General features: G+C 46.0%; 25 protein-coding genes. 8 read left to right on the plus strand and 17 right to left on the minus strand.

Annotated elements, in window-relative coordinates:
• Nucleotides 1-439: 439 nt before the first annotated feature.
• The 3 genes from mnmH to nagA form a co-directional block, all read right to left on the minus strand.
• On the minus strand, nucleotides 440-1489 hold the full coding sequence (gene mnmH / locus AS034_RS00430; protein ID WP_058297039.1) for a tRNA 2-selenouridine(34) synthase MnmH: 1050 nt from the start codon (nucleotides 1487-1489) through the stop codon (nucleotides 440-442).
• 551 nt (nucleotides 1490-2040) lie between these two features.
• A complete protein-coding gene (gene nagB, locus AS034_RS00435; RefSeq protein ID WP_058297040.1) occupies nucleotides 2041-2760 on the minus strand; it encodes a glucosamine-6-phosphate deaminase in 720 nt (239 codons plus the stop codon).
• Nucleotides 2757-3953 carry an N-acetylglucosamine-6-phosphate deacetylase gene (gene nagA, locus AS034_RS00440; RefSeq protein WP_058297041.1) on the minus strand — a complete coding sequence of 399 codons (1197 nt, stop codon included), beginning with the start codon at nucleotides 3951-3953 and terminating at the stop codon, nucleotides 2757-2759. The genes nagB and nagA overlap by 4 nt, the downstream gene beginning before the upstream one ends.
• Nucleotides 3954-4177: 224 nt before the next feature.
• Between nagA and AS034_RS00445 the strand changes: the two genes are divergently transcribed.
• The 6 genes from AS034_RS00445 to AS034_RS00470 all read left to right on the plus strand — a co-directional run bounded on the left by AS034_RS00445 (nucleotide 4178) and on the right by AS034_RS00470 (nucleotide 11504).
• On the plus strand, nucleotides 4178-4912 hold the full coding sequence (locus AS034_RS00445) for a GntR family transcriptional regulator (protein ID WP_321174901.1): 735 nt from the start codon (nucleotides 4178-4180) through the stop codon (nucleotides 4910-4912).
• Between the two features lie 173 nt (nucleotides 4913-5085).
• On the plus strand, nucleotides 5086-6465 hold the full coding sequence (locus tag AS034_RS00450) for a PTS transporter subunit EIIC (RefSeq protein ID WP_058297042.1): 1380 nt from the start codon (nucleotides 5086-5088) through the stop codon (nucleotides 6463-6465).
• Nucleotides 6466-6718: 253 nt separating this feature from the next.
• Entirely contained in the window at nucleotides 6719-7789 is a 1071-nt protein-coding gene (locus AS034_RS00455; RefSeq protein ID WP_058297043.1) for a DUF871 domain-containing protein, read from the plus strand.
• Complete coding sequence (gene murQ / locus AS034_RS00460; RefSeq protein WP_058297044.1) at nucleotides 7786-8694, plus strand: N-acetylmuramic acid 6-phosphate etherase; 909 nt, start codon at nucleotides 7786-7788, stop codon at nucleotides 8692-8694. The genes AS034_RS00455 and murQ overlap by 4 nt, the downstream gene beginning before the upstream one ends.
• 75 nt (nucleotides 8695-8769) lie before the next feature.
• On the plus strand, nucleotides 8770-10182 hold the full coding sequence (glcD, locus tag AS034_RS00465) for a glycolate oxidase subunit GlcD (RefSeq protein ID WP_058297045.1): 1413 nt from the start codon (nucleotides 8770-8772) through the stop codon (nucleotides 10180-10182).
• The gene (locus tag AS034_RS00470; protein WP_058297046.1) at nucleotides 10179-11504 is read left to right on the plus strand and encodes a (Fe-S)-binding protein; all 1326 of its coding nucleotides are present in this window, start codon (nucleotides 10179-10181) and stop codon (nucleotides 11502-11504) included. The genes glcD and AS034_RS00470 overlap by 4 nt, the downstream gene beginning before the upstream one ends.
• A 182-nt stretch (nucleotides 11505-11686) precedes the next feature.
• On the opposite strand, the gene bioA is transcribed toward AS034_RS00470, so the two are convergent.
• Nucleotides 11687-13054, minus strand: a complete 1368-nt coding sequence (gene bioA, locus AS034_RS00475; protein WP_058297047.1) for an adenosylmethionine--8-amino-7-oxononanoate transaminase — start codon at nucleotides 13052-13054, stop codon at nucleotides 11687-11689.
• Nucleotides 13032-13757 (minus strand): dethiobiotin synthase, encoded by a 726-nt coding sequence (gene bioD / locus AS034_RS00480; protein WP_058297048.1) that lies wholly within the window; start codon nucleotides 13755-13757, stop codon nucleotides 13032-13034. Before bioD ends, bioA begins: the two co-directional genes overlap by 23 nt.
• A 94-nt stretch (nucleotides 13758-13851) precedes the next feature.
• Between bioD and AS034_RS00485 the strand changes: the two genes are divergently transcribed.
• A complete protein-coding gene (locus tag AS034_RS00485) occupies nucleotides 13852-14427 on the plus strand; it encodes a biotin transporter BioY (protein ID WP_058297049.1) in 576 nt (191 codons plus the stop codon).
• Nucleotides 14428-14488: 61 nt separating this feature from the next.
• On the opposite strand, the gene AS034_RS00490 is transcribed toward AS034_RS00485, so the two are convergent.
• Nucleotides 14489-15097: a class I SAM-dependent methyltransferase gene (locus AS034_RS00490; RefSeq protein WP_058298046.1), complete on the minus strand. Its 609-nt coding sequence runs from the start codon at nucleotides 15095-15097 to the stop codon at nucleotides 14489-14491.
• A gap of 51 nt (nucleotides 15098-15148) precedes the next feature.
• Nucleotides 15149-15442 (minus strand): hypothetical protein, encoded by a 294-nt coding sequence (locus AS034_RS00495; RefSeq protein ID WP_231938087.1) that lies wholly within the window; start codon nucleotides 15440-15442, stop codon nucleotides 15149-15151.
• A 186-nt stretch (nucleotides 15443-15628) separates the two neighbouring features.
• Here AS034_RS00495 and AS034_RS00500 point away from each other — a divergent pair, with 186 nt between their 5' ends.
• The gene (locus AS034_RS00500) at nucleotides 15629-16303 is read left to right on the plus strand and encodes an NAD(P)H-dependent oxidoreductase (RefSeq protein WP_058297050.1); all 675 of its coding nucleotides are present in this window, start codon (nucleotides 15629-15631) and stop codon (nucleotides 16301-16303) included.
• A 20-nt stretch (nucleotides 16304-16323) separates the two neighbouring features.
• Here the strand turns inward: AS034_RS00500 and AS034_RS00505 are convergent, their stop codons facing one another.
• The 10 genes from AS034_RS00505 to AS034_RS00550 all read right to left on the minus strand — a co-directional run bounded on the left by AS034_RS00505 (nucleotide 16324) and on the right by AS034_RS00550 (nucleotide 24669).
• Nucleotides 16324-17592, minus strand: a complete 1269-nt coding sequence (locus tag AS034_RS00505) for an ATP-binding protein (protein WP_058297051.1) — start codon at nucleotides 17590-17592, stop codon at nucleotides 16324-16326.
• Nucleotides 17593-17610: 18 nt separating this feature from the next.
• Nucleotides 17611-18201, minus strand: coding sequence for a helix-turn-helix domain-containing protein (locus AS034_RS00510; protein ID WP_074439934.1), 591 nt, complete (start codon nucleotides 18199-18201; stop codon nucleotides 17611-17613).
• Between the two features lie 219 nt (nucleotides 18202-18420).
• Nucleotides 18421-19479 carry a C45 family autoproteolytic acyltransferase/hydrolase gene (locus AS034_RS00515; RefSeq protein WP_058297052.1) on the minus strand — a complete coding sequence of 353 codons (1059 nt, stop codon included), beginning with the start codon at nucleotides 19477-19479 and terminating at the stop codon, nucleotides 18421-18423.
• Nucleotides 19480-19585: 106 nt separating this feature from the next.
• Nucleotides 19586-20113, minus strand: a complete 528-nt coding sequence (locus AS034_RS00520) for a hypothetical protein (RefSeq protein ID WP_058297053.1) — start codon at nucleotides 20111-20113, stop codon at nucleotides 19586-19588.
• A gap of 27 nt (nucleotides 20114-20140) precedes the next feature.
• Nucleotides 20141-21055, minus strand: a complete 915-nt coding sequence (locus AS034_RS00525) for an exonuclease domain-containing protein (protein WP_058297054.1) — start codon at nucleotides 21053-21055, stop codon at nucleotides 20141-20143.
• A 231-nt stretch (nucleotides 21056-21286) separates the two neighbouring features.
• Nucleotides 21287-21871, minus strand: coding sequence for an ATP-dependent Clp endopeptidase proteolytic subunit ClpP (clpP, locus tag AS034_RS00530; protein ID WP_058297055.1), 585 nt, complete (start codon nucleotides 21869-21871; stop codon nucleotides 21287-21289).
• Between the two features lie 21 nt (nucleotides 21872-21892).
• On the minus strand, nucleotides 21893-22585 hold the full coding sequence (locus AS034_RS00535; RefSeq protein ID WP_058297056.1) for a sigma factor-like helix-turn-helix DNA-binding protein: 693 nt from the start codon (nucleotides 22583-22585) through the stop codon (nucleotides 21893-21895).
• Between the two features lie 77 nt (nucleotides 22586-22662).
• Nucleotides 22663-23289, minus strand: a complete 627-nt coding sequence (locus AS034_RS00540; protein WP_058297057.1) for a hypothetical protein — start codon at nucleotides 23287-23289, stop codon at nucleotides 22663-22665.
• The gene (locus AS034_RS00545; RefSeq protein ID WP_058297058.1) at nucleotides 23286-23672 is read right to left on the minus strand and encodes a hypothetical protein; all 387 of its coding nucleotides are present in this window, start codon (nucleotides 23670-23672) and stop codon (nucleotides 23286-23288) included. Before AS034_RS00545 ends, AS034_RS00540 begins: the two co-directional genes overlap by 4 nt.
• A gap of 142 nt (nucleotides 23673-23814) precedes the next feature.
• Nucleotides 23815-24669, minus strand: a complete 855-nt coding sequence (locus AS034_RS00550) for a DMT family transporter (RefSeq protein ID WP_058297059.1) — start codon at nucleotides 24667-24669, stop codon at nucleotides 23815-23817.
• Nucleotides 24670-24773: the final 104 nt, after the last annotated feature.

The raw sequence follows: 24773 nt of genomic DNA on the forward strand, positions 1-24773 counted from the left end.
AATTTAGAAAAAACGAAAAATTTAGTTAACGGTTTGGGCCCTTTTAAACCCTCAATTTGAAGAATACAGAAGGATAAAACCAGGTGGGGAATTGTCTATTTTACTAAATTTTCAAAAACTTTAAACCCTTGTTATTTCAATAAAGAAATCGTTTACAAAATCTTCGCACGAAGAAATACATAGTTATAAATTTATTTGAATTTTTATGTGGGAAATTCATTAGAAAAAATTTTTTTTGGAGTGGATTGTCATTAAGTGTTTTTACGTTTTTTTGTAGTGGACGCAGTGAGGTTCATTTTACTTTATATAACCCGTTTCGGTCTTGAGCAAACCTAAAAAAATAACCCCGCTGTCTTCGGGGTTATTTTTCGAAATGATTCACCATGACATTTTCCGGGAAATATTGACTGTTTTTCGACAAAGCGTAATCGGGCGGCAGTCAGTTGCTTCCCACCAGTCCTTTTTTTTCAGCGACTATTCCTTTAACTGCATTTACAGCTTCATCAATCGTCTTCACTTTCAGGAGGATTTTTTGATCATCCCTGTACTTTTCTGCTGAGTGTTTGTATCTCGGGTCATAATAGTAGGTCAGGAGCAGTTCCAGTACCTTTTCATAATTTCTCGTTTTCAGTTCTTCTTCAATTTGATTGGCCACAGGGCTGTGGATCCGGCGTTTGATCTTTTTGAATGACATTGCAAATTCTTCGTGGTGCTCATGAAGTTTGTACTCGGTCATAATGTGCCCGACTCTTTCCTCGATCGGCAGTTCAATGAAGATATGTGTGGCTTCTTCTTTTTTATTCAATATAAAAGAAGGAAGAAGAACTTTCCCCACCCGTTTGCTTTCCGCTTCAAACAGGACGAGCGGATGATGTTCAAGCCGTTTCAATTCATTCACTAAAAGAGAATCAAATGTTTTCTGCTTATGGGGGGTCAGTCCCAGCCCGCCGAATACAGAGCCGCGGTGATTCGCCAGCCCCTCGAGATCGAGAACCGGGAATCCCTCTTGTGCCAGCCTGTGGAGAATCTCTGTTTTCCCTGTTCCGGTTCCCCCGTTCAGGACATACGCTTCCTGTGTCAATTCAATCGACTCAAGCTGGTCCAATACCCAATGACGGTATGTACGTATCCCCCCTTTTATCCGATAGGTCTCAATGCCCATCAAATCAAGGAATGTGGCAGCGGATTTGCTTCTCATGCCTCCCCGCCAGCAGTACACGACTTTCTTTCCAGGGAGTTCTTTGAATCTTTTTATGAAGTCAGGAAGTTTAGCAGAGAAAAGTTCCAGCCCCCTGTCAGTCGCCGCCTCTTTGCTCACTTGCTTATAAAGCGTCCCGACTTCCGCTCGTTCCCTGTCATCGAAGACCGGGATATTATAACTTCCGGGTATCGTCATTTCTTCATATTCAGAAGGTGAACGGACATCGACCATTACATAGTCATTAGTATGATTAGAAAGTAATTCGTTAATTGAAATATCTTTAAACAATATGTTTCACCTCTATTTCCTTCATCATCATTATGGTCAATAAGAAGGAATTTAATATGGATTTATCTTTAATAGTAAACCATCCAGGCGTGATTTTCTATGGATACAGAAAGAGGTTGGGACAAAAATAAAATTCCTTTGTCTAAAGACGAACATTTCAGAGTGGACTCAAAACAACGCTAATGATTTCCGTGCAAGACTACGCTTTCCGCGGGTAGCCCGTGAGCCTCCTCGGCAAGCCTGCGGGAAGAAAAGCGGAGGGGCTTTGAATAGAGGCGGTTGGCATAAGGCGAATCGTCCACGAAGGCGCTATTTGCCTTCTTGGACGATTTGACTTATGACATGTGCCTTTAAGCCCCGCAGCTGGACAAGTCTCACATAAGCTACTCTTCCCGCAGGAGTCTTCGTCTTGCACTCCAATCAACCGCTGAATGAGCTATTTCCTAGATGTACAATGAACAAATTAAAAACCCGAGCTACTTTGCCTCACCTCATGCAAAATAGTTCGGGTTTTACTTATGCTACATCACTTTTGTCCCAGCCTCTTAAGATCATGCAAGGGCGGCCGAATCGGCGATGATTGTGACCTTTGGATGTTTTTTCAGGATTGAAGCGGGGAAGTTTTCGGTTACGTCATTTTCGATGAGCTTCTGCATGGCTTCCCGTTTTGATTTTCCTGATACGAGCAGGAGGATTTCCCTGCTTTTCATGATGCTAGAGATGCCCATCGTGATGGCCTGACGCGGCACTTCATCAAGTGATTCAAAATAACGGGCATTGGCCTCCCTTGTCGACTCTGTCAGTTCCACGATGTGCGTACCTGATTGAAAGGAAGTACCGGGTTCATTGAAACCGATATGCCCATTCTCCCCTATGCCGAGGATCTGAAGGTCGATTCCGCCTGCTTCTTCGATCATGTTTTCATAACGGCGGCATTCTTCCGCAGCATCATCTGCCATTCCGGATGGAATATGCGTTTGAGAGAGCGGGATATCAATATGGGAAAAGAGATTCGAGCACATATATTGATAGTAGCTGTTAGAATCTTCCTTTGAAAGACCGATATACTCATCGAGATTGAACGTATTGACGCATTTATAGGAGGTCCCGTTTACATGATGATCCTCGATGAGTTCACCGTACAGCCCTTTTGGGGTTCCGCCAGTGGCAAGTCCAAGCGTCAAACAGTCTGAATTCCTTATATTTGCGATCACATGCTGAGAAGCTTTTACGCTCATCTGCTTATAGTCTGACACTTCAATGATTTTCACTTGACCTCATCCCCTTTCATATAAGCCACTTTCCCTTTACAGAACGTCATCAAAACGTCTTTTTGATCGTCTAGGATCACGAGATCGGCATCCTTTCCGGCAGCGATGCTCCCTTTCCTGTCGAACACACCGAGCTGTCTTGCTGGATTCTCGGAGGTGATCCTGATGGCTTCCTCCATTGAACATCCGGTGAACTTCTGGATATTTTGAAAGGCAGACTTCATTTCCAGCACACTCCCCGCCAGCGTATCTTCGTCTAAAAGCGCCATGCCGTCCTTCACGGTCACCATCTGTCCGCCGAGATCATACCTGCCGTTCTTCAGGCATTTGGCGCGCATGGAATCCGTGATAAGGATCATCCGCTCATCCGTGATTTGCTTAAAAGCGATATCCACGGCTTCGGGCCTCACATGGATGCCGTCCGCTATCAGTTCGACCATCAATTCCCTTCGGTTGAAAGCTGCACCAGCTATTCCCGGTTCCCGGTGATGAAAACCGGACATTTGATTGAAGAGGTGCGTGACATGACTGACTCCGCTGTCTATGGCCTTGCCCATTTCATCATATCCCGCAGCGGAATGTCCCGCTGAAGCGACGACCCCATTTTTCTTTAAATGCCGTATCAGTGTATGTCCTTCATCCATTTCGGGAGCGATCGTCACCAGCTTAATGTGATTCCGCGAAGCCTGCTGCCAGCTGTCAAACATTTCAACAGACGGTTTTGTAATATGATGCAGTGGCTGTGCGCCTGCTTTCCCGCTATTAATGAACGGCCCCTCCAGGTGGATGCCCAGGATTTCTGCCTTCCCTGCCTTCTGCTTTTCTTCTATATACTGGCCAGTATTGATCAGCGCTTTTTTAATCTTTTCTTTCGATTCAGTCATCGTGGTTGCCAGGAAGCTTGTCGTCCCTTCCTGTGGAAGTGCCATCGTCATCGTATCAAGCGCAGCTGTTGTCGCATCCATCGTGTCCGCTCCTTTGACACCATGGATATGGACATCGATCATGCCAGGGATGACTGAAGCCTTGGCAGGGATTGAAATATCAGCATACTCCCCATCTATTTTTAAATCGGACATGTCCCCGATTTCAGTAATGGTGCCGCCTAATATTTTAATGAATCCATTTTCGATCGTTTCATTTTCAGCATAAATTCTTTGATTTCGAATGATGCAGGTTTCGGGACTGCTCATTATTCATTCCCCTTCCGAGTAAACGTTATCTGATGTGAATGTATCATTTTAAACTATAGTTGTCTATACCAATTTAATTTATGACTAAAATTAGACATAAAATCCAAGAATATATTTACAGCCCACTTCATACTGGTATAGACATCATGTAGAATGGGATGATAAGATATGTTTGATTATGTACGACCATACGTTATTCAACAATAATTCCCAGGACGGTGACAATGAAATTGGTCAATAAGAAGTCTCCTTTACCTCTGTATTACCAAATTGAAGAACATATAAAAGCGATGATTGATTCCGGCGACCTCAAACCCGGGGACGTTCTCCCTTCTGAAAGAGAGCTTGCTGAACAATTCACCATCAGCCGGATGACCGTCCGCCAGGCCATCACCAACCTTGTTAATAAAAACCTTCTTTACCGGAAAAAAGGGAGCGGCACTTATGTTTCCCAGCATAAGTTCGAACAATCCCTGCACGGCTTGACCTCATTCAGTGAGGACATGAGAAGGCGCGGGCTTGAACCCGGCAATAAATTAATCCATTTTGAACTGTCGAGTCCGACCGATGATCTGATTCACCATTTCGGCTTGAAGGGCGATGATCTTGTCTACAAAATCAAACGGATCCGCCTTGCAAGCAATGAACCGATGGCCATGGAGACGACCTATATCCCAGTGAAACTGATTCCGGGCCTGAGCCAGGAAATACTGTCCCACTCTCTTTATCAATATGTAGAGGAAGAAATCGGTTTAAAGCTCGGCCATGCTTCTCAGTCAATCGAGGCTGCAGCAGCAACCGAAGATGATGCTAAACATCTTAAGCTTGATAGAGGAGAACCGGTTTTATTCATCCAGCGCGAGACGTTCCTTGAAGACGGCTCACCCTTTGAACTGGTAAAGTCCACCTACCGGGGTGACAAATACAAATACAAGATGAATATCGAAAGATTGAGATAAAAATACTCACCTGAGGGCAAGTGATCCCGGGGTGAGTTTTTGTCTATTATTCTTAAAAACTTGTTCTTTTCTTTCAGGAAATGGTATAGACATCTATACTAATAGTTGATATGATACTTTGTAAGCGAATTCATTTTTAGTTATTACATTTTTATTAAAAAGGGGAGAATTTTATGCGGAAGGAAGAAAGATTGGCCCAGGAAATCACCGCGCTGCTTGGCGGACCCGGGAATATCGCCTCATTGGAATCATGTATGACGCGCCTTCGTGTTAAACCGATCGATGAGAGTAAGGTCGACTTAGCAGGCATCAAAAAAATAGACGGGGTGCTTGGGGTCGTCGAAGCAGAAACGATCCAGATCATTTTGGGACCGGGGATCGTAACGAAGGTTGCATCTGAAGTTTCAGCCATGACAGGCAAGTCTGTTTCATCTGTGGACGAGGAGGAAGATGAGGACTTTTCATTCGAAGGTCTCGCCGACCGTACGAAAGCAGATTTAAAGAAAAAGAATGCTACGCCATTCAAATTATTTTTACGGAAAATAGCCAGTATCTTCATTCCGTTAATCCCGGCTATCGTTGCTTCAGGGTTGATCGCGGGGCTCACAAACGTCATCGTTCGATCAGGTGTTAATCCTGAGTCGACATTGATTGAGATTCTTAACTTGATCGGATGGGGTCTATTTGGTTACCTTGGTGTATTCGTCGGTATCAATACCGCGAAAGAATTTGGCGGTTCTCCTGCCCTTGGCGGTGCAGCCGGCATCCTCATCATCAACCCGGGTCTTGCCAATATCACATTATTTGGGGAAGACCTTGTTCCTGGACGGGGCGGTTTGATCGGCGTCATGCTTGCTGCCGTATTCATCGCATTCCTTGAGAAGAGAATCCGTAAAGTGGTTCCTTCAGCACTGGATATCATCATTACTCCGACGCTGGCACTATTAGTTACCGGATTTGCAACGCTGGTCATCCTCCAGCCTGTCGGGGGATTCATTTCAGATTTAATCACAAAAGGTTTACTTGGACTGATCGACATGGGCGGTTTCTTTGCGGGACTTATCCTTGCAGGTACATTCCTTCCGCTTGTTGTAACCGGGCTTCACCAGGGCTTGACTCCGGTGCATATGGAATTGATCAATACCATCGGAAATGACCCGCTCCTTCCGATCCTTGCCATGGGTGGTGCAGGTCAGGTTGGTGCAGCATTTGCAATTTACTTCAAAACAAAGAACCAGCGCTTGAGAAAAGTAATCAAAGGCGGACTTCCTGTTGGAATCCTTGGAATCGGCGAACCGCTTATCTTCGGTGTCACCCTTCCGCTGGGCCGTCCATTCATCACGGCGTGTCTCGGTGCGGCAGTCGGGGGAGCTTTCCAGGCAGTCTTTAAAACGGCAACCATTGCAATCGGTGTATCCGGTATCCCTCTTGCCTTCCTGATGGAAGACGGGCAGATCCTTCTGTATCTTGCAGGTGTCCTGATCGCCTACGTATTCGGATTCATCTTCACATGGATGTTCGGATTTAAAGATGAAATGGCAAAGGATATTTAAGTAGAATCATACTATAGTAAAGAAGGAGGATCTTCCTCCTTCTTTACGTTTTTTCATGTAAGCTCTTTTCGCATACTTTGTTGCTTTACACAAAAGAAAATACCGGAACTTGGGTATTTTCTGATGTTTGTCCACCTGTCATTTAAAGGTGAATTCGAAAAGAGCACGTCAACAAGCAATATTCAGGCTGCTAGCCAATTTACGAAAAGCAGCAATCTTTTAGAAAACAGCCTTCATGTAAGGAGTGGAAAACATGCTGGGAATCTCAATTTATCTTAAAGAAGAAAACAGGGAAAAGAATGCGGAATGGATCAGGAAGACCTCCTCTTATGGATTTAAGTCCATCTTTACCTCCCTTCATATTCCTGAAGATAATCCGGAAACCTATAAAGACCTGCTTCAGGAGCTCGGCAGCCTTGCCCGTACATATAATATGGAACTGATGGCCGACGTGTCGCCGAAGTCACTCGGCCATTTGGGGATTGACGGAGATAGAGTCCCGCTGCTTCTCGATTGGGGACTGGCCGGGATCAGGGTTGATTATGGCTTTTCCCCGGATGAAATCGTGAATCTTTCAAAGCAGCTGAAGATCGGGATCAATGCGAGCACCGTATCTGATGCTGAACTTGACAGTCTGATCGAAAAAGGATTAAATGTGGAAAACGTCGAGGCCTGGCATAATTTCTATCCCCGTCCCGAAACGGGGCTTGACCTTGATTTTTTAATAGAACGAAACGTTATGTTGAAATCCAGGGGTATTACGACGATGGCATTCATACCTGGAGATGATACGCTCCGCGGTCCGATATTCGAAGGGCTTCCCACACTTGAACAGCACCGGAGGCTCTCCCCCGCTCTTGCAGCGGCGCAATTAAAGTATTCGGGTTATACAGATAAAATACTGATCGGGGATCCTTCCTCGAAAGAAGAAACGCTCAAGACACTGAACATCATCGATAAAGGTGTCATCCCTTTAACCGTTGAATTACTTACAGATAAGAATTACTCTCACCTCCTTGAAGGGGTGCATACGAACCGGATGGATCCTGGAAGGGACGTCATAAGGTCAGTGGAATCACGGTCATATGCCGGAACCGGCAAAACCATCGAACCGTGCAGCACGGTTGAGCGCAGAGTGGGTACAGTGACGGTCGATAATGAATTATACGGCAGATATTCCGGTGAACTTCAGATCATGAAACGTGACCTGCCGAAAGATGATAAAGTCAATGTCATCGCAAGGATCGTGGACGAAGACCTCCCCCTCATCCATCAGATAAAAGCGGGAGGCAAATTTCAATTACTAGCGAGGGATACAAAATGAACTTAACGAAATTGAACACAGAACAGCAAAACCCAAAAACATTGAATATCGATTTGATGGGCACGGAAGAAATCGTTACAGTCATCAATCAGGAAGACCTCCTCGTTCCAAACGCGATTGCAAAGGAAATACCTTCAATCAGCGAAGTAGTGGACAAGATCGTACAAGCCTTCAAAAATGGCGGACGCCTGATTTATACAGGTGCAGGTACCTCCGGACGGCTGGGCATACTGGATGCCTCAGAATGCCCGCCTACATATGGTACGGATCCCGGGATGGTAATCGGCATCATCGCAGGGGGAAAAGAAGCGACCACTGAAGCGATCGAAGGCGCGGAAGATGACGGTGATCAGGGAAAACAGGACCTTATTGATATCGGCTTGACCGGGAACGATGTCGTCGTCGGGATTGCCGCAAGCGGACGTACCCCTTATACCATCGGGGCTTTGGAATACGCCAATGAAATCGGGGCTGTATCCGTATCGGTCGTCTGCAGCAAGGACTCCGAGATGGAGAAAATCTCAGCTTACACGATTGCTCCGATTGTCGGCCCGGAAGTGGTGACCGGATCTACCCGCATGAAAGCCGGTACTGCCCAGAAGCTTGTACTGAACATGCTGACCACTGCCTCCATGATCAAAATCGGTAAAGTATACGGCAACCTCATGGTCGATGTCCAGATGACCAATGAAAAACTCCGCAAGCGTGCTGAAAACATCGTCAAGACCGCAACCGGTGCATCAGATGAAGAAGCACGTGCTGCCCTTGCCGAACAAAACAACCATACGAAAGCCGCAATCCTGCAGATCATGACGGGGCTTAAAGGCAAAGGGGTACTCGAACTCCTGGAAAAGCATGACGGGCATTTACGCGATGCCGTTGCCGCTTTTCATTCTTCCAAATAATCCATAAGAAACGGGACGGACTTATTTTATAAGGCTCGTCCTTTCTTTCATATCTTTATTAAAGGCGGTATATCCATGATTTCAACTTCATTAAAAAAACAATTCATCGAAGTGGTCGGTGAAGACCACTACAGGGACAGTTCTGCAGAAAGACTCGTCTATTCCTATGATGCAACGCCAAATTTCCAATCGATGCCGGATGCCGTCATCGTCCCCCGCACAACACAGGAAGTTTCGGAAATTGTGAAACTATGCAATGAGCATCGTGTGCCGATCGTCCCAAGAGGTTCAGGTACGAACTTATGTGCAGGCACGTGTCCGACAGAAGGCGGTCTCGTTCTACTGTTCACCCATATGAACAGGATTCTGGAGGTAGATGAAGAGAATCTGACAGTCACCGTGCAGCCGGGAGTGGTTACTCTGGATCTGATCAATGAGGTCGAAGCACGGGGTCTCTTTTATCCCCCGGACCCAAGTTCTATGAAAATATCAACGATAGGCGGCAACATCAATGAAAATTCAGGAGGTCTAAGAGGACTGAAGTATGGCGTCACCCGCGATTATGTCCTTGCTTTGGAAGCGGTCCTTCCCAATGGTGATATCGTGCGGACGGGCGGGAAACTTGCAAAAGACGTTGCCGGATATGATTTGACCCGTCTCTTTGTCGGATCCGAAGGAACTCTGTGTGTCATAACGGAAGCAACGCTGAAACTTGTACCGATGCCGGAAACGAAACAGACGATGCTCGCACTCTATCAAGATATTGAAGCAGCTGCAAAGAGTGTTTCAAACATCATCTCGAACCGGATCATCCCTGCCACCCTCGAATTTCTTGATCAGCCTACATTGGAAGTTGTCGAGGATTTTGCAAAAATAGGTCTTCCCACTGACGTGAAGGCAGTACTCCTGATTGAACAGGATGGCCCCCGTGAAGTGGTAGAACGGGATATGAAACGAATGGAAGAGGTGTGCCTGGAGAACCAGGCGGTATCTGTCCAATTGGCAGCGACAGAAGTGGAGGCAGAGGCTCTCCGCACTGCCCGCCGTTCTGCCCTGTCGGCGCTCGCCCGGCTGAAGCCGACGACCATCCTGGAAGATGCAACGGTTCCCCGTTCGGAAATCGCCAAAATGGTTAAAGCGATCAATGAAATCGCCGAACGTCATGATGTGAAAATCTGTACATTCGGCCATGCAGGTGACGGCAACCTCCACCCTACCGTGGCCACCGATGCGAGGGATCATGATGAAATGGAGCGAGTCGAGGCGGCATTTGAGGAAATCTTTGCCCATGCCATAGAACTCGGCGGCACCATCACCGGCGAACATGGAGTCGGGATGATGAAAGCACCCTATCTGGAGTGGAAGCTTGGACCAGAAGGAATCGGGGCTATGAAAATGATCAAGCAGTCATTCGACCCGAATAATATAATGAACCCGAATAAAGTATTTGCGAAAGAATCAAGAAAACGAGTGGTGATTTCAAGATGACGACAACCAGGGAAAGACAACAGATACAGCAGGAATTCAAGGATCGCATGGATCAGGACGAGCTCCTGAACTGCATGAGATGCGGTTTCTGCCTCCCCTCCTGCCCCACCTATATCGAATCGGGCTTCAAGGAATCCCATTCCCCCCGCGGCCGCATCGCCCTGATGAAGGCAGTGGTCGACGGGGTCATCGAACCGGATGAAGACGTGGAAAGATCACTTGACCTCTGCCTCGGATGCAGGGCATGCGAGCCGGTCTGCCCCTCAGGCGTGAACTACGGCCATCTGTTAGAGGAAGCACGCGATATCATCAATCAGAACAAAAAGCATTCCCTTCCCGTGCGCGTTCTGCGGAAGACTGTGTTCGAAGGATTATTCCCTCACCCGGGAAGGATGAGGATGGTGACCCACCTTCTTGGAATCTATCAGCGGTCGGGACTGCAGAAGGCCGCCCACGCCACAGGGGTCATGAAGTTGTTCCCTGAAAGCATGGCTGTGATGGAACGGGTCCTCCCAAAGGTTCCAAGATTGAAAGAAATGAAGAACCGTCCGTCTTCCCTGCCGTCAATCGGTGAGAAGAAGAAAAAGGTCGCTTTCTTCTCCGGGTGCTTGATGGATACGATGTTCCTGGAAACAAATAACGCCACGACAAAGCTTCTGCAGCTTGCCGGATGCGAGATCGCCATCCCTGACACTCAGACGTGCTGCGGTGCCCTTCACGGCCACAGCGGCGAGAAAGATGCCGCCAAACAATTAGCAAGAAGGAATATCGAGGCATTTGAAGAAGCCGGCATTGATTATATCATCACCAATGCCGGCGGGTGCGGTGCCTTCCTCGTCGACTATGACCATCTGTTGAAGGACGACCCGGAATGGAAAGACCGAGCCGTACAGTTTAAAAGTAAGATCAAGGACATCTCTTCTATTTTAGTAGAACTCGAGTTTCATAAGAAAGTGAAACTGCGTTCTGACGGGGGACGGATCACCTACCAGGATTCCTGCCACCTCCGTAACGTCCAGCGGACATTCATGGAGCCCCGCATCCTCCTTCAATCGGTAGAAGGGGCCGAATACAAAGAGATGAAGCAGGCCGATCACTGCTGCGGTTCTGCCGGTATCTACAATATCGTCGAATCCGAAATGTCCATGAAGATCCTCGATCACAAAATGGAAAACGCAGCCGCGACGGGAGCAGTCACGATCGTAACGGCCAATCCCGGCTGCCTCCTCCAGATGAAGCTCGGGATCGAGCGGGAAGGCCTTTCGGATAAGATGCGGGCTGTTCATATTGTGGATTTTTTATTGGAGTCAGTGAAAGAGTAATGGATGACCGCCCTTTAAGGGTGGTCTTTTTTCTGAAGCGGGTGATGGGCGTGAAGTGGTGCCAGACACAAATCAGGGGTTTTGTTCCTGGCACAATCCCGCCCTTTTGTTCCTGGCACAAATCAGCTGTTTTGTACCAGGTACAAACATACCTACCTTGTACCTGGTACGCCCCCACAAACTCACACTGCTTTTTCACCTGCATATTTCTTCGTCGTCATTTCAATCGCTTCACTCATGATACTCACCATCTCCCTAAGTTCCTCTTCATTCGCTGCAAGCGGTGGCATGAAGACAATCGTATCCCCAATCGGACGAGTCAGCATGCCGAGTTCCCTCATTTTCAGGGTGGTATGATATCCGACTCTGTCTTCCCACAGGAAAGTCTTTTTCGTCTCCTTCTCCAAAACCAATTCAATACCGCAGATCATCCCGAGCTGCCGGATATCCCCTACGTGTGGATGCTGTTTCAACGGCTTCAGCAGATCTTCAATTACTGATATTTTCTCCTGTGTCTTCTCTATCAGATTTTCTCTCTTATAGATTTCAAGATTGGCAAGTGCAGCTGCGCATCCAAGCTGATTTCCTGTGTAGGAATGGCCGTGGAAGAATGTTTTTAAAGAATTATAGTCGTCGTAAAATGCTTCATAGATTTCTTCCGTCGTCAGTGTCGCTGCGATTGGCAGATATCCGCCCGTAATCCCTTTTGCAACCGTCATGATATCAGGTTGGACGCCTTCATGCTCGACGGCGAACATTTTTCCGGTGCGGCCAAACCCTGTCGCCACCTCGTCGACGATCAGAAGGATATTGTATTTCCTGCAAAGTTCTTCGACTCCTTTAAAATACCCTTGTGGCATGATATTCATCCCGCCTGCTCCCTGGATGAGGGATTCAACGGTCATTCCGGCAATTTCATGATGATGTTCTTCGAGGATCGACTCCAGCTCTTGAAGGCAGCGATCGCGGATTTTATCTGCACTATCCAGTTCCGGGTGGTGGTAGACGTCGGGAAACGGGGCGACCAGGGAATGGAACATGAGAGATTTATAGACGCGGTGAAAGATATCCACCTTCCCTACGCTGATCGCTCCGACCGTATCGCCATGATACGCATTCTTAAGGGTGATGAATTTCTGCTTCTCGGGCCTTCCGATGTTCTGCCAATATTGATATGCCATTTTGATTGCGATTTCGACGGAGGTTGCACCGCTGTCTGAATAGAAGACCCGCTTCAGCTTTTCAGGGGCAAGGTCGATCAGCTTTTCTGCCAGCAGAATCGATGGGATATTGGCAGCCCCAAGCAAGGTCGAGTGAGCGATTTTATCCAGCTGCTCCTTGATGGCAAGATTGATTTCTTCATTCCGGTGTCCATGGACATTCAGCCATAGAGATGAGTATCCATCGAGATACTCCTTTCCATGGACATCACGGAGGTAGACACCTTTCCCGCTTTCAATCACCAGTGGATCTGCATCATAGTCCTTCATTTGAGTGAACGGCAGCCACAGATACTGGCTGCTTTTTTCAATAAGCTTTTCTGGATTCATGCTGCATTGCCTCCTCTAGAATATTGATGTTCCAGTTTTCAAGGATTTCTCCCACGTCCAGCTTTTCAAATTCTTCGCCTTTTATGTATGGAAAGGTGCCTATGACGGGAACATCAGATAATTTCTCAAGCATTTTTCTATTGTCTTCCTCGATCTCAGGCAGCTCATCGGGTGTCACCTGGTTGAGGACGATCCCGGCAATTTTGATGTTTCTCTGTTTCAGCGCCATCACCGACAGGACTGTATGATTGATTGTACCGAGACCCGCCCTTGCCACCAGGATGACCGGCAGCGACAGCCGGTCGATCAGGTCAATCATCGTTTCTTCCTCATTCAACGGGACGATCAACCCGCCTGCCCCTTCTACCAGCAGAAGCTCATGGGAGTTCAGTAGTTTCTCTGTTTGATCAACAATCGGCTGAGATTCAATTTTCACGCCTTCCAGCGCTGCTGCCAGATGAGGGGAACTAGGTATTTTGAAAAGATATGTATTGGTTTCAGCTCCAAATTCCCTGCCTGCGAAACGCTCATAAAATACGGTGTCCGGTGCAGTCAGCTTGTCCCCTTCCCATTCAGCCCCGCTTTGAACAGGCTTGTACGGAAAAATGTCAGCTCCCCTGTCAAGATAATACTTGGTCAACACGGCTGTAATCATCGTCTTGCCAATTTCAGTATCGGTGCCTGTGATAAAAAATCCACCCACTGCAATTCCTCCTTTTTATTTATGTTAACTATATTTACTTTTTAGTTAACATATTTGATAATAAGTATCATATCACATTATGAGAAAGGATGGTATGGACATGAGTAAAACGAAGGAAATAGTACTATGCGGCCTCTTTGCCGCCCTGATGGCGGTAGGGGCGAATGTCTCACCGTTTCTGGTGATCGGCGGGGTTCCCGTCACGCTTCAGTTGATGTTTGCGATACTTGCCGGGGGGATGCTGGGGAGCAGGACAGGCGCAAAAGCAATGACGGTTTACTTGGCACTCGGCCTTGTCGGTGCCCCGGTGTTTGCCCAGTTCAAAGGAGGTCCATCCAGTTTATTGAGCCCTACATTCGGATTCGTTCTATCTTTTATCGCTGTCGCTTTTGCAGTGGGAATGGTGCTGGAACGTAACCGTACGCTTGCTGGATATGGCGGAGCTGGAATTCTCGCATTGGTGTTGAATTACATAATCGGCACGAACTTCATGTATGCCGCACTTTCCTTCTGGGCAGAGGCACCCAGCGGCTTCAGCTATACAGTGGCCTGGGGATGGATGGCCGCCTACCTGCCTCTGGACCTGGGGGTCACAGTGGTATCAATGGTGATCCTGCAGAGATTGTATAAAGCAGTCCCATCGGTGACACCGCAGTATGTTTCCAAGTAGTTACTGCAACGTTCAGGAAACAGAAAAAATCCAGCAGCTTTTACAAAATCAGCTGCTGGATTTAATAAGTGAGTCCATAAACCAAGAAACGCTCGTACACATTATGCTCATACTCTCCCGAAAGATTGATTTCTTTCCGCAGTTCGAACAGGGGATGGTTCTCAAGATAGTGAACATAATCATCCGAGCTGTAGTAGAGGACGATTTCGATGTTACGGGGAGAAAATTCCAATGAAAACAGGATGTTGTTGATGATTTTCATGAAGATCTGAACAGAAAACGGGTTAAAGAAATAGAATACGTTATCACCGGGGTGTATTTCATACTCCTCGGCCAGGCAGCAATCAAATTCTATCGCAGTTCTTCTGCCCTTCTTCTTTTTAAAATAGTTCTCACGGTTTTCGATGGCCTCCTGGTAAAACTCTTCATTCATCTCAATTCCGATGACAGTCGATCCAAATAAATAATGCGTGAAAAAATTGAGACGGCCCTTGCCGCAGCCGAAATCCACGACGCGGTCATTCTTCTTCAACTCGTAAACCTGGAACAACTCCTGAAGCGCCCCATATGGTGTGGGCTCATACCGGTGATAATGAATCGACCTCGGCATCCCCATCTGATCTTTCCCGGTTTTGATATTCAGCAGCTCATCAAAATAGCTTTCTTTCATATACATCTCCTCGCCATACTCCATCCACACCTCTTTAGCAGGGACGGGCCTTTACTTTTTAATCGGTTTAAGAATGGTCCGCTGCATGGGAACCCCGCCCATGGAAACGGTTCGTTCGATGAATAGATAGGGTCGATCGTCTATGATAAAATAGCCGTTACCTTGATAGTGAACCTTTTTCCCCTGTTTTTCAAGTTCCAGCCTGATTGCTTCAATATGTTCCTTCTCCTTGAAGTAACGTTCTTCAAAATCTATCTGGATATACCCTTTCCCATACCCCATCAGCCAATTAAAAAGAGCGAGCATCCCTGCCCCAATCACGAAGGTCAGGATGATTCCCACCATAGTATCTCCTCCTAAAAACATTTCCCTTGGGTAAATTAATTGTTAAACAGTCCCTTTCCTCTATATACGAAACAAAATGGAAATAGTTTCATGAGGGTACGTATCCGCCGAACAAATGATGTGAATCCTCAGACAACTTATGCTATTTTAAAGAAGTCAATGAATTCAAGTAAGGAGCGATGTTCAATGCGCGATAAAGAAGCAATCAAACAGGAAATACTGGATGCCTATGAGTTCAGGCATGCCACCAAGCAATTCGATCCAGATAAAAAGGTAGCCGATGATGATTTCCAATTCATCATGGAAACCGGCCGGCTTTCACCAAGTTCTTTCGGCTTTGAGCCATGGAGATTCCTTGTCATCGAGGATGCGCGCCTACGTGAAAAAATCAAGAACACGGCGTGGGGTGCTTACGGAAAACTGCCGGATGCAAGTCATTTTGTAGTCGTACTGGCCCGTACAAAGCTTGATACGAAGTATGATTCAGAATATCTGCGCAATCATTTCCAAAACACAAAGAACATGCCGGAAGATCATATGAGCAAATATCTTGAAAGAATCGAGCAGTTCCAGAAAGAGGATTTCGACCTTCTTGACGGGGAACGCCCGTTGCTTGACTGGGCAGGGAAACAGACTTATATTGCCCTGGGGAACATGATGACGGCAGCCGCTCAAATCGGGGTCGACTCCTGTCCGATCGAAGGCTTTGATGTGGATAAAATGAATGCGTTGCTCAAAGAAGAAGGATTGCTCGAAGACGGTCACTTCAGCATTTCAGTCATGTGTGCGTTCGGATACCATGTAAACGATCCGGCACCGAAGACGCGCAGACCATTCGAGGATATTGTGAAATTCATATAAGGCAAAAAGGAATCCAGCTGTTACGGCTGGATTCCTTTTTTGTCTGTTATGACTGTCACTTCACCAAATTCCAAAAAGACGGTTGTTCCCCTGTCCAATTCACTTTTAACCTGGATCTTTCCCTTCATGGAATTGACGATGATACTTGCAGCCATGATGCCGAGGCCTGTCCCTTCATCTTTTGTCGTGTAAAAAGGTTCACCGAATCGATGGACCTGCTCTGCGGTCATTCCAGATCCTGTATCGGCAATGGAGATGACCAGATTATCAGCCTGTGTCATTTCTATAAGGAGCACACCGCCGGAAGGCATGGACTCGATGGAGTTTTTCATGATATTCATCATGCATTGCTTGAATTTCCGAGTCTGGCCTTCAATGTATATGTCCGGCATTAACTTGTATTTGAGGGATACACCGTGATTGGCGGCAATCGGCTTCATCATATGAATTAATTCACTTATCAGTTCCTTTACGTCGATGTGCTCTATTTTATCTGGGGATGTGTTGGCAAATGTTAAATACTCGTCGATCACATGTGACGCCTGATTGATTCCTTCCAACGAAAGATCGAGGAATCTCTGTTGACTGTTTTGATCTTGTTCATTGCGCATCAGCTGGAGAAAGCCTTTTGAGGAGGTTAACGGATTACTTACCTCATGAGAAATGGTGGCAGCCAATTGTCCGACTGCCTGCAGTTTTTCCTGCTGTATGAATAATTTTCTTGCTTTCATCACCTTCCGCAGCATTTCAGCTATAAAGATAGAAAAGACCATCGCGGCCAGCGGTATGAGAACGATGCCAATTTGTTCAAGCATCACTAATTCTGCACCGTACAAGTAGCCAACTATTATGTTATAGACCGACATCAGTAAACAGAGGCCGGCTGAGTATACCAATTTATGTGTTTTCTTTGCACGATAAAAACCTTTTGAAAGTTTTGCTAAAATTAAAAATGCACTAAAATAATTCAGTGCGACAAGCAGGATCAATTCATCCCCTATAAGAATCATTCTGATAAAAATGATGAAGGCCATGAGTACAAATGATACTAGGGGACCGAAATACAGACTCGCCAAGAAGAATGGAATCCGCCTTAAATCGATATAGACCCCGGATGCTAGTTTGGAGCCGAACACCACACATAATAGGATCGTCACGCTAGAGATGAGGATGACAAATAACCTGGATGGGACTTTCTTTTTGACATCATAAAATACCGCGATGATCAGAAGACCTGATAAGATAAAAAAAGAATTCAATAATAAGTTCGTCAACATAGAATCCTGCACATCCTCCACCCCTATTCTTTAATTTAATGTGAGGTTCTCAGATGAGCGATCACCGTTCGATATTTCTGTTTTATCCACTTTAGTAAGCTCAGTGGATGCAGAACTCCCTCCAATCAATGCCCCTTTCTCGTTAAATAAAGGATGACAGGAGACATCATACGTATATAAACCGTCAGACATCGGGAACAGGATGGTTTTCCTGATCGGCCTGCACTCAGTGATAACTTCCCTTTTCAACTCCATTAACTGCCTGGTACCCGGATTATCCTCCAATTCCACATCGTTCATTCCAATCACTGAAACGGCATCAAAATCAGGATGGGGATTGAAAATCCAGGTGTATTCCAGATTAAGGTTGAAGTGTGCCACGATCATCGGGGCATCCTGCAAAGCAAAGTGAAAAGGACTGTCCTCCAGTTCAAAGATAGAGACGTGAAAGTTCAGCAAATCAGCCAGATCTTCTGCCGTTGCCGGACTCGGAATCCTGACACCGCTCTCAATTTTGGAATAATAAGACCTGTCTATGTGAACCAGGTTAGCGATTTCTTCTTGACTGAATCCTTTTATTTTCCTTAACTTTTCAAGCCATATTCTTTTCCTTTGACCCATTGGCAGCCCTCCCGTCAAAAAAACCTTCTAGTTCTATTATACTGACAACCGAAACAAAATCTATGTGCCTATTTTGGCACGTTTACCAAATTAAGATGAAAGTAACAAAGCTCTTCATAATATAGGAATTATCAGGTTGTTATTGGAAGTCGATTTTCTTTTTTTATCCATTATCATCATAAAAAATCCAAATAAAAAAGGTATACCTGAAATACAGGTTTACCTTTTAAACCAATCCGCTCCCTCATCCATATGAACAAAGGGAATATCTGTATCTACCTCACCTGACATTTTTACCTGGGAAACATTTTCGCCTTCAAGCCACTTATCAAAATCAAATACCACAGGGTCCCGGTCTCCGCCAAGGGCAAACCAAGCCTTCATCTCTTTTGGAAGATATGCGGATGTATGAATCGTTCCCGCCCAGCTGCCGTAAAGGTCTGAAAAGACTCCCCGGTCGCTGCCGTTCATGAGCCGGAAAGCCTCTTCTGCATTTTCAGGCTTCTCCTCTTCCATCACGGCCAGGCGCCTTTTAGAATCGACCAGATGATTTCGGTTTTCTTCTTTCATTATTTCGAAATGGTTGGTACACATAGTAGACTGCCTGACTTCGACGCCGCGCGGAGAGGTCTCAACGATGTAAGTCTGACCGCTCTTGTCATACACCACATAACTGAAAGAATGCCGGTGCGGGATTTCCTTCAGGAGAGCCACCGCTTCCTCCACTGATGCAGCCGATTCGAGGACGATCCTTCCGATCATACAGCAAATGAATCCGTCGCCGGGATTCTTCCTGTGCATGAAATTATAGCCAACTGCAAGACCCTTCTCATTCATGCCGTCCATCCGTCCCGTCACACGCTGGCTGGGGCCGATCATGGCATATCCAGTGTCCGTTGGCTGGAAAAAAATATACCTGCCTTCATAGGTTTTTGGATGGTAATCATAATTCCTGATCATATAGTCTTTTCCTGTCATAATCGAACAGCCGGAACGCACGTAGTCGACCCTGTAGCCGCCGAACTCCTGAAGGATCTTTTCCATCGGCCACTCCAGCGCTTCCCTGAGGCCGAGGAGTTCGTCCCAGATGCCGGGGGCAAAACGAGTGATGACTCCCTTTGTTTCATTCACATCGATTGAAAATCGCGGCTTTCTGACCTTCCACTGATTTTCACGGTTTTTGACCGTAATGGAGCCCTTGATGCGTTCTCCCTGCATGTATCCGAAATCATAATGATTTCCCCTGAATTGTATGATGTCACTATGTATGGTTTTCATTACAGTCCCTCTTTTTATAGCATTTCCTTATAGGATAATGGAAAGCATTTGAGAAATAAAGAATGGTGCCTGGCTCAAAAGAGGTGTTTTGAGCCAGGCACCATAATTATGCTTCCCTCGAAAAAGAATCTTTCGTGAACAGAATGATGCTTAAACAGGTAAGGAAAGCCACTGCAGTCACGAGGATTCCGACCATGAATCCAAGGGTGGCCATGAATGTGTCGTCTCCGGGAAACTGCGGGACATAAGAGACGATTTGATAATAAAAAAAGACGGCCATACATAAATAGAAGCTGCTGCCGGTCGCGGCAATCTTCACCCGTTCCCCCTTTTTCCAGCTGCGTGCGGAAGCGATCGATTTCCATACGAGGATGCTAACGATGACTGCAAGCATCATGATTACCAAATGAAAATACGGAATCATCAAAAATGAAAGGCCGAATAAAATCAAACCAGTCAACCCAAATAAGAATAAATTGACCCCAAATAAAAATAATCCCGCGAGCCACGGATTGGCAAACCATGAATATTTCTTCAAAGAGTGAATCCATTTAATTTGATAGCGATTGCCTTTTTTCCCAGCCATCATCCATGCGATGACTCCGAGAATGAGAAGCAAGAGTGTCAGTGTCAATTTTATATCTCCTTCTTCTGAGTATATTTAGCCGTGTACCTTTTTCAGAAAATCCTCTTCACTGATGATTTCTACTTTCTTCCCATCGTTGATCAGCTTTTCGGCTTTCATTATTTTTGAAGACTTTTTACCTTTTATCATGACATCTTCATAGTTTCCAAGGATGATATAATGAGTTTTCGCGGTAACACTGTTCTGCGGCTGTCCTCCACACCCGGCAGCCATCTTTGCTGCTTCTGATCTTGAAAAATATTTCAGTTCACCGGTAAATACGATGTTCTTTCCGTAAAAATCATGGTCCGGGTCTGCATCTTTTGAGGCTTGAAACTCTCTCATATCAAGTTTTTTCGGAAACTTCTTTACCAGGGAAGAACGATAGGCGCCTTCGGATATTTCTCCGGGTGTGATCCTGGTCTTATTGTAAAGAGAATCAAAGTCTGTAACCCCATACTCTTCTGCCAGCTTCAGCATGATATGAGCACACGCTTCGGCATCATCTGCAGCATGGTGATGATTCTCTAAATCTATTCCGAAGTGGGTACACACTGAAGAAAGCTTGTATGCAGGAAGACCAGTGACCATTTTCCTCGACATCTGATAGGTGCAGAGAAATTGATTATAAACCGGCTTTACACCATAGCGGGCAAGATTATCACGCAGCGCATAGCCATCAAAGGATAGATTATGTGCAACCATCAACTTATTTTCTATTTTTTCTTTAATTGAATGATAGAAAGCATCAAACGTCTGCGCACCTTCCACATCCTGAGGGGTGATGCCATGGATATTGATATTGAACCCATCAAAATCCTCTTCTGGATCAATTAATTCATAAAGCGAATCCACTATTTTCCCATTTTCCACAAACACCATGCCGACTGAACAAATACTGTGCCTCGAACGATTAGCTGTCTCAAAGTCAAAAGCAATAAAGTCCCTCATATCAAGTCACCCTTTCTTATGAAGCGATTTTAGCAGGGATATGTATATATCATTATTAAGAGTTAAAAATTTCTTAAGCTTTCTAGTTTTAATTTTACTATAACCCTCTCCCTCTTACCATAAAACACCTTGCCCGTTCAATAAATCGAGACCTCATACACTAGTATTAATTTGTATGATTAAACGAAAAAAAGGACAGTCACCTGTCCCCCAATAAAAGTGTGTTTACCGCTATTTTTTCTTTTCGATGATGGCATCGATGATCCCGTATTCCTTCGCTTCCTGTGCACTCATGAAATAATCACGGTCGGTATCGAGGGCGACCTTTTCGATGCTTCGGCCCGTTTTTTCCGAGATGATTTCGTTGATATGCTCCCTCAGCTTTAATATCCTTTTAGCCGATATTTCAAGGTCTGTTGCCTGACCCCTGGCGCCTCCCAGCGGCTGATGGATCATGATCTCGCTGTTCGGGAGCGCGAACCTTTTTCCTTTCGTGCCGGCGAGCAGAAGCATCGCCCCAAAGGAAGCGGCCATACCGGTGCAGATCGTCCGGACATCGGGGCTGATATACTCCATCGTGTCAAAAATCGCAAAACCTGCGGACGTAGAACCGCCAGGGCTGTTGATGTAGAGTGATATATCCTTTTCCGGATCATCCGCTGCCAGGAATAACAGCTGGGCTACGATGCTGTTGGCCATATGATCATTGATCTCATCGCTCACCATGATGATCCTGTCTTTCAACAACCTCGAATAAATATCATAGGAACGCTCACCTTTGCTTGATTGCTCTATTACATAAGGGATGGTGCTCATTTTCATTCCTCCTCTTGAACGTTAAGCTGCCATTGAGAGGACGCTTGAAGAAGAAGAAACGCTGCGGGTAACAGTCGGGAACGATAGCATCTTTGGAGCGGACTGTCCGGAAATCAAATCAGGGAGCTGATCAATCAAATCCGAGGGATCCTGGTTTTGGATGCTTTCCTGAAGAAGTGTCATCACGTCTTCTTGTGAGTACTCTTCCCAGTATTCACTATTCGAACGTGATTCTTCATCATTTGAACGTTTTTCAAGTCTCGCCCTGGTGCGTTTGAGCAGTGCCTTGACGGACGTCTCCGTCATGCCCAGGAGTTCAGCGACTTCATGGATTTTATATTGAAAGCCTTCTTTCAGGACGAGCGTAATGAGCTGCTTTGGCGTCAGTTTTTTCACCAGCATGTCTAAAATATCACGGTCGCTCCCTGTATTCTCCTCCCCACTCTGATCGGGCACATCGCCAAGCATTTCCCTGTTCAGCTTACGAACCTTATCGACCCATGCATGGTAAGCCATCTTCTTCAATAACGGCGGGCTCCATTTCTCCCGGTCAGGGTAATGCTTCAAGGCCCGGCAGATGGATTCCTGGCACAGATCCTCCCCGTCCCATTTGTTTTTTGTCAGGAACAGACAGTAATGAAGAAGCTTATCCATAAGCTCGTTCAGTTCCTGGCCCTCCGATTCCCTTTCTTTCCTCAACGTTCCACGAATCATATTCCTTCACTCCTTTATATCCTCTCATGCTTATAACGGATTCAGCGTAAAAAAAGATACCGGTTCCGAATGTTTTTTTACCGTAGAAGCTGCTTGAGTTTTACCGGGTCATCGACTCTCAAAGCGATACTTGATACAGACCTCTTCCTCCCCATGAAAAGAGTGGCCTCAACGGGTTCTTTGAAGTGGAGTATTACTTGTGGCTCTGTCTGTTCAAAGTCACGGTAAATGAATATGAGCGTATCTTTTTCCGGGTCCCCTCCCCAGTCACATTTTTCTATGGCAGCAAGCGGGACTGAGACACGATGCATCAGGCCTTGTGTGACATACAGCTTCCCATTTTTTATTTCAAGCGGGTTCAGCCTCATTACATTGATTTCTGCAAGGAAGAAAAAGACCCCATAAATGTTCAGGGCAAGCAGTACAATCGAAAGGACAGGCCAATTCGAATGGAGCCACCAGTGAATCCCGATTGACTCAATGACGATTGCATGGATGACCATGATATTCATGGCGAGTGCACTTGTTTTTTTATGCATCGTCACACAGCCTGCATGTGCGGGTGCTTTCCTGCGCCAGGAAAAAAGCAAATAGTGGAACATAAGCGCTTCAGAGACAAGGATTTTAATGAGGGGATGGCTTCCGACCGTTTTTTCTGCAGCCGGCAGCATGGAAAAGACAGGCGTATCCCCTGATTTCTTCATTTCGGCCCGGACTTGGGGAATTTCCAAAGGAGATAGCCGATAAGGGTCAATTCAGCGAGAAACAGCAGTGCTTCGAATCCAACTCCTGCATATAAGAGAATTTCATACGGTGTAAAGAACTCTTCGGGGATTAAAAAACGGGCGAGGACGAGGCCGGCAATCATGAATCCGATGATCTGTTTCTTCGATACCCGGAAAGCGGCATAAACAAGAAGAGGAGCACCGACAGCCATATCCAGAAAAGAACCGAGAATGACTCCACTTTGCAGCTTAATCATAAGGGCTTCCTGGACTGCAGGTTGATATAACATGATATTACTCAATAACACCAGCCCCAGGAGCAGGACAGCCCACTTGGAAAAAACCGTTTGACGCAGGATCATTGACAGCACTCCCTTACAGGAAATGTTTTCTTATATCTATTATAGACTATTTCACCTTAAAAGTTTTCCATTGAAAATGGCAAATTCTGTACAAAAGGCCCGTCCCTCATCACTTTAAAGCGATGAGGGACGGGCCTTTTTATCAGGATGGTTGCCTGTTGTTTTTCAGGAACATATAAAGCGAAGCGGCAAAGATGATGATATAACCGATGATGCTCCACGTATCAGGAATCTGTCCGAACAGGAAGATGCTGATCAGTGCGGAGTAGACGACGGTTGAGTAAAAGAAAATCGAGATTTCTTTCGCCGGTGCGAACTTATAGGCAATGGTGATCCCGAACTGCCCGATCGTCGCGAAGAAACCCGCCCCCAAGAGGTACACCCACTGCTTCATGCTCATCGGCTCATAGAAAGCGATCACGAACGGCAGCAGGACCATGGTGGTGAAGAAAGAAAAATAAAAGACAACCGTATAGAATTTTTCCTTCGTACCCAATACCCTCAGCACCGTATACGCACCTGCTGCAAATACAGCCGACAACAGGCCTGCGATATAGGGGATCGTTTCATACGAAAACGCCGGCTTAATGATGAACAGCGTTCCGATGAAAGCAATGATGATCGCCGTGATCTGGAACATCCGGGCTTTCTCTTTCAGGAAGATCGATGCAAAGATGATCGTTAAAAATGGACTGAGCTTATTCAGCATATCGGCATCCGACAGAACGAGATGGTCGATTGCATAAAAGAACAGCACAATCCCTGCAGCCCCGAGACTCGAACGGAGGAGCAGCAGCTTCTGATTCTCTTTCCTACCGAACAGCCGCTCCCCATAATATTTCACAAAACCGAAAGCGATGATGGCTGACACAAAATTCCTGAAGAACGTCTTTTGGATCGTCGGCACGTCACCGGAGAGTTTCACCAGCGCGGCCATCATTGAAAATCCGAAAGCGGATAATAATAAAAGTATGATTCCTTTATTTCGATTCGACATAGCTTCCTCCAATGACCTTTCTTATAGTATTGTCTGATGTATTTGAATAAATGAGATGTTTTATGCAACTAGGTCAGTGTAACAAATTTTGATTGGTTTATGGA

Source organism: [Bacillus] enclensis, from assembly GCF_001456935.1.
GTDB classification, from domain to species: domain Bacteria; phylum Bacillota; class Bacilli; order Bacillales; family Bacillaceae_B; genus Rossellomorea; species Rossellomorea enclensis.

Excerpts from the sequence above, each read along its gene's own strand:
- AS034_RS00445 (WP_321174901.1), top strand. The coding sequence starts at position 4,178 with ATGAAATTGGTCAATAAGAAGTCTCCTTTACCTCTGTATTACCAAATT.
- AS034_RS00525 (WP_058297054.1), bottom strand. The coding sequence starts at position 21,055 with ATGAGGGACTTTATTGCTTTTGACTTTGAGACAGCTAATCGTTCGAGG.
- AS034_RS00540 (WP_058297057.1), bottom strand. The coding sequence starts at position 23,289 with ATGAAGAAATCAGGGGATACGCCTGTCTTTTCCATGCTGCCGGCTGCA.
- AS034_RS00550 (WP_058297059.1), bottom strand. The coding sequence starts at position 24,669 with ATGTCGAATCGAAATAAAGGAATCATACTTTTATTATTATCCGCTTTC.
- AS034_RS00545 (WP_058297058.1), bottom strand. The coding sequence starts at position 23,672 with ATGATCCTGCGTCAAACGGTTTTTTCCAAGTGGGCTGTCCTGCTCCTG.
- AS034_RS00485 (WP_058297049.1), top strand. The coding sequence starts at position 13,852 with ATGGACATGAGTAAAACGAAGGAAATAGTACTATGCGGCCTCTTTGCC.
- AS034_RS00500 (WP_058297050.1), top strand. The coding sequence starts at position 15,629 with ATGCGCGATAAAGAAGCAATCAAACAGGAAATACTGGATGCCTATGAG.
- AS034_RS00535 (WP_058297056.1), bottom strand. The coding sequence starts at position 22,585 with ATGATTCGTGGAACGTTGAGGAAAGAAAGGGAATCGGAGGGCCAGGAA.
- AS034_RS00510 (WP_074439934.1), bottom strand. The coding sequence starts at position 18,201 with ATGGGTCAAAGGAAAAGAATATGGCTTGAAAAGTTAAGGAAAATAAAA.
- AS034_RS00495 (WP_231938087.1), bottom strand. The coding sequence starts at position 15,442 with ATGGTGGGAATCATCCTGACCTTCGTGATTGGGGCAGGGATGCTCGCT.
- glcD (WP_058297045.1), top strand. The coding sequence starts at position 8,770 with ATGATTTCAACTTCATTAAAAAAACAATTCATCGAAGTGGTCGGTGAA.
- nagA (WP_058297041.1), bottom strand. The coding sequence starts at position 3,953 with ATGAGCAGTCCCGAAACCTGCATCATTCGAAATCAAAGAATTTATGCT.
- AS034_RS00450 (WP_058297042.1), top strand. The coding sequence starts at position 5,086 with ATGCGGAAGGAAGAAAGATTGGCCCAGGAAATCACCGCGCTGCTTGGC.
- AS034_RS00455 (WP_058297043.1), top strand. The coding sequence starts at position 6,719 with ATGCTGGGAATCTCAATTTATCTTAAAGAAGAAAACAGGGAAAAGAAT.
- murQ (WP_058297044.1), top strand. The coding sequence starts at position 7,786 with ATGAACTTAACGAAATTGAACACAGAACAGCAAAACCCAAAAACATTG.
- AS034_RS00470 (WP_058297046.1), top strand. The coding sequence starts at position 10,179 with ATGACGACAACCAGGGAAAGACAACAGATACAGCAGGAATTCAAGGAT.
- AS034_RS00515 (WP_058297052.1), bottom strand. The coding sequence starts at position 19,479 with ATGAAAACCATACATAGTGACATCATACAATTCAGGGGAAATCATTAT.
- bioA (WP_058297047.1), bottom strand. The coding sequence starts at position 13,054 with ATGAATCCAGAAAAGCTTATTGAAAAAAGCAGCCAGTATCTGTGGCTG.
- AS034_RS00490 (WP_058298046.1), bottom strand. The coding sequence starts at position 15,097 with ATGAAAGAAAGCTATTTTGATGAGCTGCTGAATATCAAAACCGGGAAA.
- clpP (WP_058297055.1), bottom strand. The coding sequence starts at position 21,871 with ATGAGCACCATCCCTTATGTAATAGAGCAATCAAGCAAAGGTGAGCGT.